The sequence below is a fragment of the Citrobacter sp. Cpo126 genome, from assembly GCF_030332445.1.
GTDB classification, from domain to species: Bacteria; Pseudomonadota; Gammaproteobacteria; order Enterobacterales; family Enterobacteriaceae; genus Citrobacter; species Citrobacter portucalensis.
Window position 1 is genome coordinate 138,339 of record NZ_JAOWHT010000037.1, and the last position, 15,204, is coordinate 153,542.

The 15,204-nt window shown below is 50.7% G+C and carries 17 protein-coding genes; 10 read left to right on the plus strand and 7 right to left on the minus strand.

Features of this window, described 5'->3' with window-relative positions; translation table 11 throughout:
* The first annotated feature begins 111 nt into the window (after positions 1–111).
* A complete protein-coding gene (gene ligB / locus OGY17_RS17340) occupies positions 112–1,791 on the plus strand; it encodes an NAD-dependent DNA ligase LigB (protein WP_286607909.1) in 1,680 nt (559 codons plus the stop codon).
* On the opposite strand, the gene OGY17_RS17345 is transcribed toward ligB, so the two are convergent.
* A complete protein-coding gene (locus OGY17_RS17345; protein WP_003024049.1) occupies positions 1,788–2,405 on the minus strand; it encodes a trimeric intracellular cation channel family protein in 618 nt (205 codons plus the stop codon). The genes ligB and OGY17_RS17345 overlap by 4 nt on opposite strands.
* A 258-nt stretch (positions 2,406–2,663) precedes the next feature.
* Positions 2,664–3,527: a YicC/YloC family endoribonuclease gene (locus tag OGY17_RS17350; protein ID WP_003024052.1), complete on the minus strand. Its 864-nt coding sequence runs from the start codon at positions 3,525–3,527 to the stop codon at positions 2,664–2,666.
* 125 nt (positions 3,528–3,652) lie between these two features.
* Between OGY17_RS17350 and rph the strand changes: the two genes are divergently transcribed.
* Together rph and pyrE are read left to right on the plus strand one after the other, a co-directional pair.
* The gene (gene rph / locus OGY17_RS17355; RefSeq protein ID WP_003024054.1) at positions 3,653–4,369 is read left to right on the plus strand and encodes a ribonuclease PH; all 717 of its coding nucleotides are present in this window, start codon (positions 3,653–3,655) and stop codon (positions 4,367–4,369) included.
* A gap of 65 nt (positions 4,370–4,434) precedes the next feature.
* Complete coding sequence (pyrE, locus tag OGY17_RS17360) at positions 4,435–5,076, plus strand: orotate phosphoribosyltransferase (protein WP_003837602.1); 642 nt, start codon at positions 4,435–4,437, stop codon at positions 5,074–5,076.
* 66 nt (positions 5,077–5,142) lie between these two features.
* Here pyrE and slmA read toward each other — a convergent pair whose 3' ends face one another.
* The 3 genes from slmA to coaBC all read right to left on the minus strand — a co-directional run bounded on the left by slmA (position 5,143) and on the right by coaBC (position 7,512).
* The gene (gene slmA, locus OGY17_RS17365) at positions 5,143–5,739 is read right to left on the minus strand and encodes a nucleoid occlusion factor SlmA (protein WP_003827257.1); all 597 of its coding nucleotides are present in this window, start codon (positions 5,737–5,739) and stop codon (positions 5,143–5,145) included.
* A 116-nt stretch (positions 5,740–5,855) separates the two neighbouring features.
* Positions 5,856–6,314 (minus strand): dUTP diphosphatase, encoded by a 459-nt coding sequence (gene dut / locus OGY17_RS17370; protein WP_003827259.1) that lies wholly within the window; start codon positions 6,312–6,314, stop codon positions 5,856–5,858.
* Positions 6,292–7,512, minus strand: coding sequence for a bifunctional phosphopantothenoylcysteine decarboxylase/phosphopantothenate--cysteine ligase CoaBC (gene coaBC, locus OGY17_RS17375; RefSeq protein ID WP_186413878.1), 1,221 nt, complete (start codon positions 7,510–7,512; stop codon positions 6,292–6,294). The genes dut and coaBC overlap by 23 nt, the downstream gene beginning before the upstream one ends.
* A 171-nt stretch (positions 7,513–7,683) precedes the next feature.
* Here coaBC and radC point away from each other — a divergent pair, with 171 nt between their 5' ends.
* The 4 genes from radC (at position 7,684) to mutM (ending at position 9,958) form a co-directional block, all read left to right on the plus strand.
* Positions 7,684–8,349: a RadC family protein gene (radC, locus tag OGY17_RS17380; RefSeq protein WP_286607911.1), complete on the plus strand. Its 666-nt coding sequence runs from the start codon at positions 7,684–7,686 to the stop codon at positions 8,347–8,349.
* A gap of 276 nt (positions 8,350–8,625) precedes the next feature.
* On the plus strand, positions 8,626–8,862 hold the full coding sequence (gene rpmB, locus OGY17_RS17385; protein ID WP_003024071.1) for a 50S ribosomal protein L28: 237 nt from the start codon (positions 8,626–8,628) through the stop codon (positions 8,860–8,862).
* 20 nt (positions 8,863–8,882) lie between these two features.
* Positions 8,883–9,050 carry a 50S ribosomal protein L33 gene (gene rpmG, locus OGY17_RS17390; RefSeq protein WP_003024094.1) on the plus strand — a complete coding sequence of 56 codons (168 nt, stop codon included), beginning with the start codon at positions 8,883–8,885 and terminating at the stop codon, positions 9,048–9,050.
* 98 nt (positions 9,051–9,148) lie between these two features.
* Positions 9,149–9,958, plus strand: a complete 810-nt coding sequence (gene mutM / locus OGY17_RS17395; RefSeq protein WP_003827288.1) for a bifunctional DNA-formamidopyrimidine glycosylase/DNA-(apurinic or apyrimidinic site) lyase — start codon at positions 9,149–9,151, stop codon at positions 9,956–9,958.
* 38 nt (positions 9,959–9,996) lie between these two features.
* Here mutM and coaD read toward each other — a convergent pair whose 3' ends face one another.
* Both coaD and waaA read right to left on the minus strand, forming a co-directional pair.
* Positions 9,997–10,476 (minus strand): pantetheine-phosphate adenylyltransferase, encoded by a 480-nt coding sequence (gene coaD, locus OGY17_RS17400; protein ID WP_003024099.1) that lies wholly within the window; start codon positions 10,474–10,476, stop codon positions 9,997–9,999.
* An 8-nt stretch (positions 10,477–10,484) separates the two neighbouring features.
* Positions 10,485–11,762 (minus strand): lipid IV(A) 3-deoxy-D-manno-octulosonic acid transferase, encoded by a 1,278-nt coding sequence (waaA, locus tag OGY17_RS17405; RefSeq protein ID WP_003827291.1) that lies wholly within the window; start codon positions 11,760–11,762, stop codon positions 10,485–10,487.
* A gap of 408 nt (positions 11,763–12,170) precedes the next feature.
* Between waaA and rfaQ the strand changes: the two genes are divergently transcribed.
* Genes rfaQ through rfaP form a run of 3 tightly spaced genes read left to right on the plus strand, consistent with a single transcriptional unit; the run spans position 12,171 to position 15,152 of the window.
* On the plus strand, positions 12,171–13,238 hold the full coding sequence (rfaQ, locus tag OGY17_RS17410; protein WP_020996054.1) for a lipopolysaccharide core heptosyltransferase RfaQ: 1,068 nt from the start codon (positions 12,171–12,173) through the stop codon (positions 13,236–13,238).
* On the plus strand, positions 13,235–14,359 hold the full coding sequence (locus OGY17_RS17415; protein WP_008786474.1) for a glycosyltransferase family 4 protein: 1,125 nt from the start codon (positions 13,235–13,237) through the stop codon (positions 14,357–14,359). Before rfaQ ends, OGY17_RS17415 begins: the two co-directional genes overlap by 4 nt.
* Positions 14,352–15,152, plus strand: coding sequence for a lipopolysaccharide core heptose(I) kinase RfaP (gene rfaP / locus OGY17_RS17420; protein WP_234103364.1), 801 nt, complete (start codon positions 14,352–14,354; stop codon positions 15,150–15,152). The genes OGY17_RS17415 and rfaP overlap by 8 nt, the downstream gene beginning before the upstream one ends.
* The last annotated feature ends 52 nt before the right edge of the window (positions 15,153–15,204 follow it).

Below are 15,204 nucleotides of genomic sequence, written 5' to 3' on the forward strand. Positions count from 1 at the left end.
CAATACATGCAAATGTCCGGAAAGCTGTTCGCAGGATGAATTTTTGCCGCTCTGTTTCTATTTCACTTCGCGCTATACCTGCCGGGAAACGTATCGTTCAGCGGAGATAGCATGGGATTATGGAAATGCATAGGGCTGGTTTTACTGGTGTGGCATTTACCTGCGTGGGCGGTATGCCCCGTCTGGTCGCCTGCCAGGGCAAACGAGGAAATTTCACGACTACAGCAGCAGATTACACAGTGGAATGACAGTTACTGGAAACAAGGGGAAAGTGCCGTAGACGACGGCGTTTATGACCAGCTCAATGCGCAACTAATTCAATGGCAGCGCTGTTTTGGCGATGAAGTCCCACCAGATCTGTCTGTGCCCCCAATAAGTGGCACCGTCTCGCATCCAGTTCCCCACACGGGCGTTCGAAAACTTGCTGATAAGCAAGCGCTACAGCAATGGATGCTCGCTCGCAGCGATCTCTGGGTGCAACCGAAGGTGGATGGCGTGGCGGTGACGTTAGTCTATCGCAATGGCAATCTGGTACGGGCGATTAGCCGTGGTAATGGCCTGAAAGGCGAAGACTGGACGCAAAAGGTTCTGCAGATCCCTTCCGTACCACATTCCACCAAGGGGAAACTCGCTAACAGTACGTTGCAGGGTGAGATATTTTTGCAGCAAGAGGGGCATATTCAGAAGCAGAGAGGGGGAATGAACGCCCGCTCGAAGGTTGCTGGATTAATGATGCGCCAGGGCAATCCGGAAATGTTACGCTCGCTGGCAATTTTTATCTGGGCCTGGCCTGATGGTCCGGCGGTCATGCCTGAAAGACTGGAGCAGCTCACGGCTGCCGGGTTCAGTTACACGCAACGTTATACTCACGCCGTGAAGAATGCGGATGAAGTCGAAAAGTTGCGCGCCAGGTGGTGGAGTTCAGCATTACCTTTTGTGACAGATGGTGTCGTGGTGCGAACGGCAAAAGAGCCACGGGCAAAGTATTGGCTACCCGGGCAGGGTGAGTGGCTGGCGGCGCGGAAATATCCTCCCGTGACGAGGGTATCTGAGGTTACTGGTATTCAGTTCTCCGTTGGTAAAAGCGGGAAAATTGCGGTGGTTGCATTGCTGACTCCCGTCATGCTGGATGATAAACGCGTACAGCGCGTCAATATTGGCTCCGTCCGACGCTGGAATGAATGGGATATCGCGCCTGGCGATCAGATTCTGGTGAGCCTGGCCGGACAAGGGATACCCCGTATCGACGAAGTGGTCTGGCGCAGCACTCAGCGTACTAAGCCAATACCCCCCGAGGGGCGCTTCAATTCATTAACCTGTTTTTATGCTACAGCGGAGTGCCAGGAACAGTTTGTTGCCAGACTGGTCTGGCTGGGCGGCAAAGAGGTGCTGGGGCTGGAGGGGATCGGCGAGGCTGGATGGCGAGAGCTCAACCAGGCGTATCGCTTTGAACATATCTTTTCCTGGCTTGGGTTAACTCAGGAACAGTTACAGTCCACACTTGGTGTAATCAAAGGGGAGAAGCTGTGGCATCAGTTCAACCTGTCGCGCGATCTCCCGTTCACGCGCTGGGTTATTGCCATGGGAATACCGTTAACACAGGCAACCCTGAATGCCAGCCGGGATGGTTCGTGGCAGCAATTAAAAGAACGCGATGAACAAAGCTGGCGGCAGCTCCCTTTCATGGGGGAACGGCGGGCACGGCAGGTTATTCAATGGCTGGAGGATCGAGAGGTCACAGTGCTGAGCAACTGGTTAGCTGCTCAGCGGATCGCGGGCTTTATGCCTTAATGGCCTTCGTGGCGATAGTAAAATACTGGCAGACCTAACTTCAGGCGCAGCGCCAGTAATCGGGCGGTAAAGCCGAAGAGCAGAGTAGAGATAACCACTACATCATGACTGGAGACATAATGCTGTAGCACGATGTACAACACAGCAGCGGCGAATGATACGCCAGCATACAGCTCTTTCTGGAACACTAACGGGATGCGTTTGCAGAACATGTCGCGTAATACGCCACCGAAGACGCCGGTCGTGACCGCGGCGACCACGGCGATAATCGGTCCATGACCCATATCCAGTGCCACCTGAGCACCGATAATAGAAAAGACCACCAGGCCCAGCGCATCCAGTACGAGGAATATTTTGCGCAGATAGGGCATGACGGGAGCAATAATGGTGGTGAGTACTGCAGCGGTCGCCACGATAATGACGTATTCAGGGTGCTTTACCCAGCCAAGAGGATAGTGGCCGAGAAGAATATCGCGTACCGATCCGCCGCCAATGGCCGTTGCGGTGGCAATGATGATGACGCCAAATGTATCCATACGCCGACGCCCAGCCGCAAGCGCACCGGTCATGGCTTCGGCAGTAATACCAATTAAATATAAAACGTGTAACAGCATGTATTCCCCCTGATTTGCTGGGGGCTAAGGTTAACGATTTGTGCGCCTTGTCACGATTGAGATTTTCTAAGGTGAAGTGATTTTAATAACTACAGCTAATGCGAGTTCGCCGAAAATGCGTGGTGATATGCGCTTTGTGTTATGAGCTTTAATAAAGAATGATGAGAAAATATAATTCGAATTGAACAAGGGAGTACCAAAGCGTCGGGAAAAATACGTAGCCTCGCCATTTATTGGCGGGCTACGTAGAATGGCTGCTTACTCGATGTTCTGAATTTGCTCGCGCATTTGCTCGATCAGTACCTTCAGTTCAATCGCGGAATTCGTCACTTCGGCATTGATAGACTTCGATGCCAGAGTGTTCGACTCACGGTTGAATTCCTGCATCATGAAGTCCAGACGACGGCCAACCGCCTCTTTTTTCTTCAGAATGTTGTAGGTTTCTTTGACGTGGGCTTCCAGACGATCTAATTCTTCCGCCACATCGATACGCTGCGCCATCAGCACCAGCTCTTGCTCAAGGCGGTTATTTTCCAGTTGCACCTGGGCGTCTTCCAGTTTGGCTACCAGACGCTCGCGCTGCCATTGCAGGATTTCTGGCATATGTGCACGCACTTTTGTGACTTCAGCACTGACGCCTTCCAGACGCTGCTCGATCAGCGCTTTCAGCGCCTGACCTTCGGTTTCACGCGCAACGATGAAGTCATCCAGCGTACCGTCAAGCGCGGCGAGGATTTCGGCGGCAATGGCGTCCAGATCCTGCTCCTGGGCAGCCATTACGCCTGGCCAGCGCAGGATATCAACCGGGTTGATTTCACCTTCATCGCTCTGCATTTTGACCCAGTTAGCAGCGCTAACGAGCTGTTTAGCGAGTTTTTCATTCAGAATCAGCTCGCCTTGCGCGCTGGCATCAGGCTCAAAACGCAGCGTACATTCGACTTTACCGCGCGTCAGACGCGTGCGAATACGTTCGCGAACAACGGGTTCGAGACTACGGAACTGCTCCGGCAGGCGAAAATAAGTTTCCAGATAACGCTGGTTTACCGAGCGCATTTCCCAGGTGGCGCTACCCCATTCACCCTTGATTTCACGCCGGGCGTAGGCGGTCATGCTGCGGATCATAGACGTTCCTGTTTTTAAAGATGAGATGGGAGGATTATAGCCATCCGCGTCTTGTCAGGATAGGAATAACAGTCGGAAGTCCGTATAATGCGCAGCCACATTCGTTTCAAGCCGGAGATTTTATCATGCGTCCAGCAGGTCGTAGTGCCAATCAGGTGCGTCCCGTCACCCTGACCCGTAATTATACAAAACACGCTGAAGGCTCCGTGCTGGTCGAATTTGGTGATACCAAAGTGCTGTGTACCGCCTCTATTGATGAAGGCGTACCGCGTTTTCTGAAAGGTCAGGGCCAGGGCTGGATCACCGCAGAATATGGCATGCTGCCACGCGCTACGCACACCCGTAACGCCCGTGAAGCGGCAAAAGGTAAGCAGGGCGGTCGTACCATGGAAATCCAGCGTCTGATCGCCCGCGCGCTGCGCGCAGCTGTTGATCTGAAAACGCTCGGCGAATTCACAATTACGCTGGACTGCGATGTTATTCAGGCCGATGGCGGTACGCGCACCGCATCAATTACCGGCGCATGCGTTGCGTTGGCGGATGCGCTGAACAAGCTGGTGGCGAGCGGTAAGCTGAAAACTAACCCGATGAAAGGGATGGTTGCCGCGGTTTCCGTGGGCATTGTGAACGGTGAAGCACTCTGTGACCTTGAGTACGTTGAAGACTCTGCCGCTGAAACCGACATGAACGTAGTGATGACTGAGGACGGTCGCATTATAGAGGTTCAGGGTACGGCGGAAGGCGAACCGTTCAGCCATGAAGAACTTCTCACCCTACTGGCATTGGCCCGAGGGGGAATCGAATCCATTGTAGCGACGCAGAAGGCGGCGTTAGAAAATTGATTTTAAAGGCGACTGATGAGTCGCCTTTTTTTTGTCTGTAATAAAGTGAGATGAGGAGCGAATCCATGAAACCGTATCAGCGCCAGTTTATTGAGTTTGCGCTTAGCAAGCAGGTACTAAAGTTTGGCGAATTTACGCTGAAATCCGGGCGCAAAAGCCCCTATTTCTTCAACGCCGGGCTGTTTAATACCGGGCGCGACCTGGCACTGTTAGGCCGTTTTTATGCCGAAGCGCTGGTGGATTCCGGTATTGAGTTCGATTTGCTGTTTGGCCCTGCCTACAAAGGTATTCCGATTGCGACCACAACGGCCGTTGCGCTGGCGGAACACCACGATAAAGATTTGCCGTACTGCTTTAACCGTAAAGAGGCGAAGACCCACGGTGAAGGCGGGAATCTGGTCGGTAGCGCACTAGAGGGACGCGTGATGCTGGTGGATGATGTTATCACCGCAGGTACGGCGATTCGTGAGTCGATGGAAATTATCCAGGCGAATGGCGCCACTCTGGCGGGGGTACTGATTTCTCTCGATCGTCAGGAACGCGGTCGCGGCGAGATTTCCGCGATTCAGGAAGTGGAACGCGATTATGGCTGCAAGGTGATTTCTATCATTACCCTGAAAGATCTGATTGCGTATCTGGAAGAGAAACCAGAGATGGCGGAGCATCTGGTGGCAGTACGGGCCTATCGCGAAGCGTACGGAGTTTAAGAACTGCCGGATGGCGCTGCGCTTGTCCGGCCTACGTAACCCCGTAGGCCGGACAAGACGAAATCGCTACTGCAATTGAGCGGCAACCAACGGCCAGCGGGTGTCAAAATCATCCGTTGGGCGGTATTTAAATTCGCTACGCACAAACCGGGACAGCATACCTTCGCAGAAAGCCAGTAACTGGCTGGCCAGCAGCGTTTCATCCACGGTGTAGCCTTCACCTTCACGCATTCTTTTTTCTCGCAGAACCTGGCGCAACTGCGCTTCAATGCGCTCAAAAAGTTGGTTAATGCGACCTTGCAGACGGTCTTGCTCGAACATCAACGCGTGTCCGGTCAGAATTCGTGTCAGGCCTGGATTACGCTCACCAAACCCTAAAATCAGCAGAACGATCAGACGCAGACGCGCGTTGGTGTCTTTTTCATCTTTCAAAATCAGATTGATACGCGTAATCAGACTATCTTCGATAAACTCAATCAGGCTATCGAACATACGGGTCTTGCTGGGGAAATGGCGATACAATGCCGCTTCGGATACGCCAACTGAGGCTGCCAGCTTTGCTGTGGTGATGCGTTGGCTACCATCGCTGGACTCAAGCATCAGTGCCAGAGACTGAAGTATTTCTTCGCGACGATTCCTTTTCGCAGTTTGCTTTTCTACCATGTTACAAAATACCCCTGAAAATAAGCTCTTGCCAGGCAGGCATCCACACAGCGACCGCAAACTGTTGTTTGCGGTGTGTTATTGCGTTATTACGCTATGGGATACTTTTCTGCGGGTTACTTGCGCCCGGAATGGCCGAAGCCACCTTCGCCACGATCGGTGGCTTCAAATTCTTCCACCAGATTAAATTCAGCCTGCACGACCGGTACAAATACCATCTGCGCGATACGTTCGCCCGGCTCAATAGTGAAGCTGTCCTGACCACGGTTCCAGACGGACACCATCAGTTGGCCCTGGTAGTCGGAATCAATCAAACCAACCAGATTGCCCAGCACGATACCGTGCTTATGGCCCAGCCCGGAGCGCGGGAGCATTACCGCTGCCAGAGAAGGATCGGCAATGTGGATAGCTAACCCGGTTGGCACCAGCGTTGTTGCGCCCGGCGCCAGCTCTACGGCGTCATCAAGACAAGCACGCAGGTCAAGTCCGGCAGAACCAGAAGTGGCGTACGTCGGGAGCGGAAATTGTTGCCCTACGCGCGGGTCCAGAATCTTAACGTCGATTTTTTTCATCATAACGGGTCACGATCTCGTCGAGTAATAATTGGCCCAGGAGTTCTTTACGCTCAAGCGGTAAGACTTTGTCTCCATCCTGCCAAAAAAGGTGTAATGCGTTGCTATCGCTGTTAAACCCTTGATTTGACAGCGAAACGTCGTTCGCACAGATCACATCAAGGTTTTTGCGGATGCGTTTTTGCCGGGCATATTCTTCCACATTATTTGTTTCGGCGGCAAACCCAACGACAAAAGGACGGTTAGCATCCAGTGCGGCAACACCGGCGATAATGTCCGGGTTTTTGACCATTTTTACTGTTAATTCATCACCCTGCGTCGCTTGTTTTTTTATTTTTTCGTGGGCGACAGTTTCAGCGCGATAATCAGCGACTGCAGCGCAGCCGATAAAAATATGCTGTTGTTGCACCGTAGACTGCACAGCGGCTTCCATTTCCAGCGCGGTCATCACATCAACCCGTTGAACAAATGGTGGTGTGGATAACGAAACGGGACCCGATACCAGAGTGACGTTTGCCCCGCGCTTTGCGGCAGCGGCCGCGATCGCAAACCCCATCTTCCCGGAACTGTGGTTGGAAATATAACGCACGGGATCAAGCGGTTCACGTGTCGGACCCGCCGTAATCATGATGTTGAGATGTTGCAGATCGTTGACAGGTGAAAAATGTTCTGCCGCCATATCCACAATCGTTAACGGATCCAGCATGCGCCCAGGGCCGATATCACCACATGCCTGACTACCGCTATCAGGACCCCAAATGAGTAAACCGCGTGAGGCAAGAATACCCAGGTTGTGCTGGGTCGCGGCAGCGCGGTACATCTGCTGGTTCATGGCTGGCAGTACAGCAACAGGAGCAGGCGTTGCCAGACAAATCGTTGACACCAGGTCGTTGGCCATACCTGCGGCGACACGAGCAATCAGGTCTGCTGTAGCGGGCGCCAGGATGACCAAATCGGCCCATTTCCCCAGCTCAATGTGGCCCATCGCGGCTTCGGCTGCGGGGTCAAGCAGGCTGTCGGAAACGGGATAACCTGAAACCGCCTGTAAACTCAGGGGAGTAATAAATGCTTTTGCCGCTTCGGTCATCGCCACGCGGACGTCAGCGCCGCGTTCCCGTAAACGACGCACCAACTCAGGGGTCTTGTACGCAGCAATACCGCCACTGACGCCAAGTACGATTTTTTTACCGGCCAGGCTCATCATGATCTTTCCTGTTGGGTTTCACCAGAAGGCGGATATTTTATCACAATCCGCAATTTGTCGTGCTTTTGACCGTGCTCCACTTTGCGAGGCGCTACGAAGAAGTGAAAACAACGCGTCGAATCACCGTCGGTGTTATGCCACTATGCGGACGCGAGAGGAGGGAGAAGCATGGAAAATACAGGAAGTATGATGCCCCGGGAAAAGCAATTGGCGCAGGGGGCCAGTTCTCTGACCGATGTTGAGCTTTTGGCTCTTTTTTTACGTACCGGCATGCAGGGTAAAGATGTGCTTACGCTGGCGAAAGAGATGCTTCAGCATTTTGAGTCGCTGTATGGCCTGTTGTCTGCTGATTACATGGATTTTAGCTATGTTCAGGGAATCGGTATCGCGAAGTACGCGCAGTTGAAGGGGATTGCGGAGCTGGCAAGACGCTACTACAACGTGCGAATGATAGAGGAGCGGGCTCTACTTAGTCCGGAAATGGCGCGTGAATTTCTGCAAAGCCAGCTTTCGCAAGAGGAACGCGAGATCTTTTTGGTGATCTTTATGGATTCTCAACATCGCGTGATTAAACACAGCAAACTTTTTTCCGGTACGCTTAGCCATGTCGAGGTGCATCCGAGAGAAATTGTCCGTGAAGCGATAAAAATGAATGCTTCTGCGGTGATCCTTGCGCATAATCACCCTTCGGGGTGTGCAGAGCCGAGTAAAGCAGATAAACTCATCACCGAGCGTGTTGTGAAATGCTGTCAGTTCATGGATATCCGGGTGCTTGATCATCTGGTCATTGGGCGTGGAGAGTACGTTTCTTTTGCGGAACGCGGTTGGATTTAACGCACTTTACGCGATCCATCGGGATCTTTGTCTGTTCGGGACTTGAGCACATCGCTGACTCAGCGTATACTACGCCACCTTTGAGAATCTCGGGTTTGGCATTTGGGCCTGGCAATCGAGAGTTCGCAAATACGCAAAATCATTCTTGTTGCGTCCAATGACGAGGCAACATTGAAAGATTGAGTGTATTGAACTGCGATAACCGGGCTGAGAAGCCTGACGAGGCGCCAATACCCCATACGAAGCTCGAGCTAATTTGATTTTTGGAGAATAGACATGTCCCGAGTCTGCCAAGTTACTGGCAAGCGTCCGGTGACCGGTAACAACCGTTCCCACGCACTGAACGCGACTAAACGCCGTTTCCTGCCTAACCTGCACTCTCACCGTTTTTGGGTTGAGAGCGAGAAGCGTTTTGTCACCCTGCGTGTATCTGCTAAAGGTATGCGTGTTATTGATAAGAAAGGCATCGAAACAGTTCTGTCTGAACTGCGTGCCCGTGGCGAAAAGTACTAAGTACTAAGAGGAAATAAATCATGGCTAAAGGTATTCGTGAGAAAATCAAGCTGGTTTCTTCTGCTGGTACTGGTCACTTCTATACCACTACGAAGAACAAACGTACTAAGCCGGAAAAACTGGAACTGAAAAAGTTCGATCCAGTTGTTCGTCAGCACGTTTTATACAAAGAAGCGAAAATCAAATAATTTTCGTTTTGATGTAAAGAAAAACCCTGCCTCGGCGGGGTTTTTTGTTTTCTGGCCGTCCCCATATTAATGAGACCTGACATACCGCCGGAGATACTATGCCTGAATTACCTGAAGTCGAAACCAGCCGCCGTGGTATTGAGCCGCATTTGGTGGGGGCAACGATTATGCACGCGACGGTGCGTAACGGTCGTTTGCGTTGGCCAGTATCTGAGGAAATCTATCGTCTGAGTGATCAACCTGTCCTCAGCGTACAGCGGCGCGCGAAATACCTGCTGCTAGAACTGGCGGATGGCTGGATAATCATTCATCTGGGGATGTCGGGTAGCTTGCGTATCCTTCCTGAAGAGCTTCCGGCAGACAAGCACGACCACGTTGACTTAGTGATGAGCAACGGCAAAGTTCTGCGTTATACCGATCCCCGTCGCTTTGGCGCCTGGCTGTGGACTAAAGAACTGGATGGACATAATGTCCTCGCTCATCTTGGCCCTGAGCCGCTGAGCGACGATTTCAACGCCAATTATCTACAGCAGAAATGTGCGAAGAAGAAAACGGCGATTAAACCCTGGCTGATGGATAACAAGCTGGTGGTGGGTGTGGGTAATATCTACGCCAGCGAGTCGCTATTTGCGGCTGGGATTCATCCTGACCGTCTTGCGTCATCATTGTCGAAAGATGAGTGTGAATTGCTGGTACGCGTTATTAAGGCGGTGTTGCTGCGTTCTATCGAGCAGGGCGGGACGACGCTGAAGGACTTTCTGCAAAGTGACGGTAAGCCTGGCTATTTTGCCCAGGAGCTGCAGGTCTATGGGAGAGAAGGTGAACCTTGCCGCGCATGTGGCGCACCGATTGTTGCGACAAAACACGCCCAGCGTACAACGTTCTATTGTCGTCGCTGTCAGAAATAGTTTCATTGCTGGCCGGATGCTGCATCCGGCCAGGTGCATTACTTCAGTTTACTCATTAACGCCTGATGGACGTTTTCCGGCAAAAAGTGCGTCACGTCACCCTGGTGGCGGGCAACTTCTTTCACCAGTGACGATGAGATAAATGACCACTCTTTAGATGGCATCAGAAAAACGCTTTCCAGCTGTGGCATGAGGTGGCGGTTCATATGGGCCAGCTGCATTTCATACTCAAAATCGGCTACCGCGCGCAGGCCACGGATCAGAATGTTCGCCTGATTATCACGGGCAAAGTTTGCCATCAGATCGCTGAATCCCAACACTTCCACATTGCCAAGATGCGCCGTTGCCTGTTGTGCCAGCTCAACGCGCTCTTCCAGAGTAAACATCGGCTTTTTACTGGGGCTTGCGGCAATCGCCAGAATCACGTGATCAAACATGCTTGTCGCACGCGTCACGATATCGAGGTGGCCGTTAGTAATAGGATCAAAGGTTCCTGGATAAATCGCCCGTTTTTGCATGACTTGCCTCAATGCGTTTTGGGTGGCAGGTAAGGTTCCAGCAGTTGCAGAAGACGCTGTAGCGCGCCCTGATTTTGATACAGAACTTCAACTGCGTGACGGCCATAAAAATTACGATAATCTGCATCGGTCAGTAAGGAAGAGACCTCTTTCACCAGCGTAGTTGCGTCGGTGACGGTGATCAATCCGCTTGCCTGTTCGAGACGGGCGCAAATATCTTTAAAATTAAACGTATGTGGTCCCATCAACACCGGAATAGCATGCGCTGCCGCTTCCAGCGGGTTGTGTCCACCACGTTCAACCAGTGAACCGCCGACAAAAGCAAGGTCGGCAATGCCATACAGCAACATCAGCTCACCCATGGTATCGCCGATCACAACCTGAGTACCTGATGACGGAACTTCACCCGAAGAACGAGTGGTATAGCTTAGTCCAGCCTGGCGTACGAGGTTAATGGCATCCGGGAACCGTTCTGGATGTCTGGGAACCAGAATCAATAAAAGATTCGGGAACTGATTTAATAACGCCTGATGAGCGGCAATGATGATGCTTTCTTCACCGTCGTGGGTGCTGGTTGCAATCCATACCGGGCGGTGAGGCGCCCATTGACGACGTAATGTCACCGCTTTTGCGGCCAGTTGCGGCGTGACGGATATATCAAACTTCAGGCTGCCAGTAACGGTGACTTGATTGCTTCTGGCGCCAAGCGTAATAAAACGTGCGCCATCTTCTTCGTTTTGTGCGGCAATCAACGTAATTCGACGCAGTAGTCTGCCAACAAATTTACCTAATTTCGCATAACCAGCGGCTGAACGAGCAGAAAGACGTGCGTTGGCAATGACCAGAGGAATGTGGCGCTTATGGAGTGCCGCGATCAGATTTGGCCACAGCTCGGTTTCCATAATTAACACCAGTTTGGGGTCAACTTTATTCAGAAAACGGTTCAGGGCATCCGGTAAATCGTATGGCAAATAAATGTGCTGAACGTCAGTACCAAAAGCAGATTGTACGCGCTCGGAACCGGTTGGCGTCATGGTGGTTACCGTGATCGGCAAGTCGGGATAACGATGTCGCAGAGCGCGAACTAATGGGATTGCAGCCAGCGTTTCGCCCACAGAAACCGAATGAAGCATGATGCCGCCAGGTTTTAGCGGGCGGCGATAAAAGCCGTAGCGTTCGCCCCAGCGTTTACGGTAGGCCGGAGCCTTACGTCCGCGCACCCAAAGCCGTATCCAGATCAAAGGCTGAATAAGATAGAGCAATGTGGTGTAAAGCAACTCAAGCATGGGCGTTAGCTGGCTAATGGATGTGCTGTGGATTCTATGTATTTACCCGGTGCTTTGCTATTACTTTTGCCATTCAGGGACCAATTAGACGCTAAAGTGGTCAATCTGACGTGTGATAGACCATTAAGTTACATTCTGGTGTAACTCTTTGAAATTAAAGTCAGGGGCTAGAGAAGGTAACAAAATTGGTTTTAAAGTTGGCATCAATCTGCGCTAATGAATTGATTGGAAAGACGAAAAGAAAAATGTGCTTAACTTTTATTCGTATCGGATTGCCACTAAAGAAGTGGTACACTAGCGCGCAAAATTTTAGTGCGATATCAGTAATCAGGCAACTGTTGAGCTTGGGGCGGTAGCGTGCTTTTTTTTGCTTAACGGTATCGGACACTCTCAACAAAAGAGCCGCTTGTGGAAAAGTTATTCAGAAATATCCTAGTCATTAAAATGCGTTTTCATGGCGATATGCTGCTGACAACCCCCGTCATAAGTACATTAAAACGTAACTATCCTGATGCCAAAATCGATGTGCTCCTTTACGAAGACACAAAGCCGATTTTATCTGAAAATCCGGAAATTAATGCGCTATATGGAATCAGTAAGAAAAACGCCACGACAAAAAAGAAAATCGCTAATTTCATTTCATTAATAAAAAAGTTACGCCAAAACCAATATGATTTAGTAATCAACTTGACCGATCAGTGGCTGGTTGCACTATTGGTCCGCTTTTTGTCCGCGGATACAAAACTTTCCCCTGATTTCCCGCACCGTCAGAAGCCTTTCTGGCAGAAGAGCTTTACGCATCTTGTGCCGATTACTGGCGACCATATCGTCGAGCGTAACCTGTCGATTCTGAATCCACTTGGGCTTAAAACACTCAATCACGAACTGTCCATGCACTACGCTCCTTCCCATTGGAAAAATATCCATGAACAGCTAAAACAGCTCAACGTGGGTGAGCGCTATGTGGTTATTCAGCCAACCGCACGTCAGATCTTTAAATGTTGGGATAACGAGAAATTTTGCGAGGTTATTGATGCCTTACAGGAACAAGGTTATCCGGTTGTGCTGACTTCTGGACCAGGGAAGGAAGACCAGGAATGTATCCATGATATTGCTGAGGGATGCAAATTATCTCCCGTCACCGCGCTTGCGGGTAAAACGACGTTTCCTGAATTGGCTGCTCTCATTGATCATGCTGCGTTGTTTATCGGTGTTGACTCCGCGCCTATGCATATTTCCGCAGCGGTGAAGACCCCTATCATTTGTTTGTTTGGCGCGACGGATCATATCGCGTGGCGGCCATGGGCGGAAAATGTCACGCTGCTATGGGCTGGAAACTATCAGCCAGTACCGCCAAGAGAGCAGCTGGACCGCAGTTATAAATATCCGTCAGTGATCCCTGCGGAAGATGTTATTAACGCCGCCTGGCAAGTGCTCAATGGCGACGCGCCAGAAATTGAGGTGAATGCACAATGATTGTTGCCCTCTGTCTGTACAAATATTTTCCCTATGGTGGGCTACAGCGTGACTTTATGCGTATCGCTAAAACGATCGCGGCGCGCGGGCATCATGTCCGAGTCTATACACGAGCCTGGCAAGGGGAGCGCCCGGCGGAATTTGAGTGCGTTGATGTCCCGGTTACCGCACATTCCAACCATGGACGAGATAAACAGTATCAGACGTGGGTTCAGCAGCATTTATCTCAGTACCCGGCAGACCGTGTCCTGGGTTTTAATAAAATGCCGGGGCTGGATTATTACTACGCAGCGGATGTGTGTTATGCGGCGAAGGTAGCGAAAGAAAAGGGGGTCTTGTATCGCTTAACGGCGCGATACCGTCACTACTCAGCCTTTGAGCAAGCTGTGTTTAAACCAGGGATGAAGACAAAGTTGCTGATGCTGACTACAAAACAAATCCTTGATTTTAAAATGTATTACCATACGGAAGACGAGCGCTTTCAGCTTCTTCCGCCCGGCATCTATCCCGATAGAAAATACAGTAGCCAGGCCCCCGGTAACCGTGAACGCTACCGTGAAGCCAACGGCATCACTCCGGATCACTTCTTATTGTTGCAGGTTGGTTCTGATTTTTCACGAAAAGGAGTCGGCCGCTCAATTGCCGCTGTCGCCGCACTGCCTGAGGCTCTCCGTCGTCAAACCCAGCTCTTTGTTGTTGGTCAGGATAAACCTCGCGCATTCGCTGCGCAGGCAGAAAGAATGGGTGTGAAAGAGAACGTCCATTTCTTTGCTGGGCGTGATGATGTTGCACATCTGATGGCGGCTGCGGACGTGTTATTACATCCGGCGAAGCAGGAAGCTGCGGGAATTGTACTGGTTGAAGCTATCGCGGCGGGTTTGCCTGTGCTCGTGACGGAGGTCTGCGGGTACGCACCTCACGTAGCGGCGGCAGGATGCGGTGTTGTATTGAGTGAACCTTTTGAGCAACATGCGCTTGATGACGGTTTGCATAAGGTCCTGGCGGATAGTTCTCTTCGTGAAAAGTGGGCGAAAAATGCGCGGCATTATGCGGATACGCAGGATCTTTATAGTTTGCCAGAACATGTAGCGGATATTATTACAGGTGAATTGCATGGTTGAGTTAAATGAACCCTTTGCCACATTGTGGAAGGGAAAAGACCCATTCATCGAGGTTAGAAGGCTTCAGGGTGAGGTCTTTCGGGAACTAGAAACCCGTCGCACACTTCGTTTTAGCGTTGCTAATAAGAGCTATTTTTTGAAGTGGCACCGAGGTACCACTTATAAAGAAGTCATTAAAAATCTACTGTCACTTCGTATGCCGGTACTGGGTGCCGACCGTGAGTGGAATGCCATACACCGTTTAGCCTCCTTAGGCGTTGATACGATGCATGGCGTTGCATTTGGCGAAACGGGTTGGAATCCGGTAAAGAAAACCTCTTTTATCATTACCGAAGATTTAACGCCAACTATTAGCCTGGAAGATTATTGTGCGAATTGGTGTGTTGAACCCCCGCATCCGCACGTAAAAAGAATGCTGATTCAACGTGTAGCCGATATGGTTCGCGCGATGCATCTTGGTGGTGTTAACCATCGTGATTGTTATATTTGCCATTTCTTACTTCATCTTCCATTTGATGATAAAAATGAAGATAGTCTAAAAATTTCGGTGATCGATCTGCATCGGGCACAAATTAGAAATAAAGTGCCTTTACGTTGGCGTAATAAGGATCTTATCGGGCTTTATTTTTCGTCCGACAATATTGGATTGACGGCCAGAGATTATTATAGATTTTTAAAAATATACTTCAATCGTAGCCTGAAAGATATTATTAAGAATGAGGGTGTGTTCATTGAACAGGTTGAAGGAAAAGCCAGATCTATTCGCGAAAGAACAATTCGCAAATCATTGTAATTTTAACTGCAAAAATATGTTGTAAATGGAATTTGTATTTCATGGAATGAAC